Below are 976 nucleotides of genomic sequence, written 5' to 3' on the forward strand. Positions count from 1 at the left end.
CGTTGCCCGGGCCGCCTCGGGCTTCGTCCGGGGCCGCGTCGGCGCTGGTCCGGGGCCGCGTCGGCGGTGCTCCCGCCCGGTCGGCCGGGGCCGGAGGGGCCCGCGGCGGGCTCGGTAGGATGCCTACTGGACGGTATGCGTCCGCCGCCCCGTCCGCCCCCATAGGATCGGCCGCTGCCGAGACCAGAACTTTCCAGGGAGGCTGCGATGGCCAGGCAGGCCCGCGCGCTGGCGACCCGCCAGACGGTACTCGTCGCGGCGGCCGAGGTGTTCGACGAGCGGGGCTACGCCGCCGCCACGATGTCCGAGATCCTGGACCGCGCCGGCGTCACCAAGGGCGCGCTGTACTTCCACTTCCGCTCCAAGGAGGAGCTGGCGCTCGCCGTCATCGAGGGACAGGGCGTCTTCATCTCCGGCTGGACACCGGCCTCGGACAGCCCGGTGCAGAACCTGATCGACCTCGGGTACGCCTTCGCCCGCGCGCTCCAGACCGACCCGCTGGTGCGCGGCAGCATCCGGCTGACGATCGAGCACGGCAGCTTCACCCAGCCGCAGCTCGCGGCCTACCAGGGCTGGATGGACACCGTCCGCGTCCTGCTGGAGCACGCCCGGGAGGCCGGCGACCTCCACCCGGGGGTCGACCTGACCGCGGCCGCCGGGGTGATCACCGGGGCCGTCACCGGCATCCAGCTGAGCTCCCAGGTGCTGGCCGACCGGCAGGACCTGATCCAGCGGCTGTCCGACCTCTGGACGCTGCTGCTGCCCGGCCTGGTCCAGCCGCACGCGCTCGCCCGGCTGAGCGTCGCCGAGCGCGCCTGAGCCCCGACTCCGGGAGCCCCGGGGCCGGGGCCTCAGACCCGGTAGCCCGCCCGGCGCTCCGCCGTCACCAGGGCCGGCAGCGCGGCCGTCCAGAGCCGGCTCACCGCCTCAGGACCGGGCCGGCCGGTCTCCTCGCCCGCGAGCAGCACCTGGCCGG

1 protein-coding gene is annotated in these 976 nt (G+C 75.6%); it reads left to right on the forward strand.

Annotation, left to right across the window (positions count from 1 at the left end):
• Positions 1-207 precede the first annotated feature (207 nt).
• Positions 208-819 carry a ScbR family autoregulator-binding transcription factor gene (locus tag AE652_RS42050; protein ID WP_049661418.1) on the forward strand — a complete coding sequence of 204 codons (612 nt, stop codon included), beginning with the start codon at positions 208-210 and terminating at the stop codon, positions 817-819.
• Positions 820-976 lie beyond the last annotated feature (157 nt).

It is taken from the genome of Kitasatospora sp. MY 5-36 (assembly GCF_001182915.1).
Taxonomy (GTDB): domain Bacteria; phylum Actinomycetota; class Actinomycetes; order Streptomycetales; family Streptomycetaceae; genus Kitasatospora.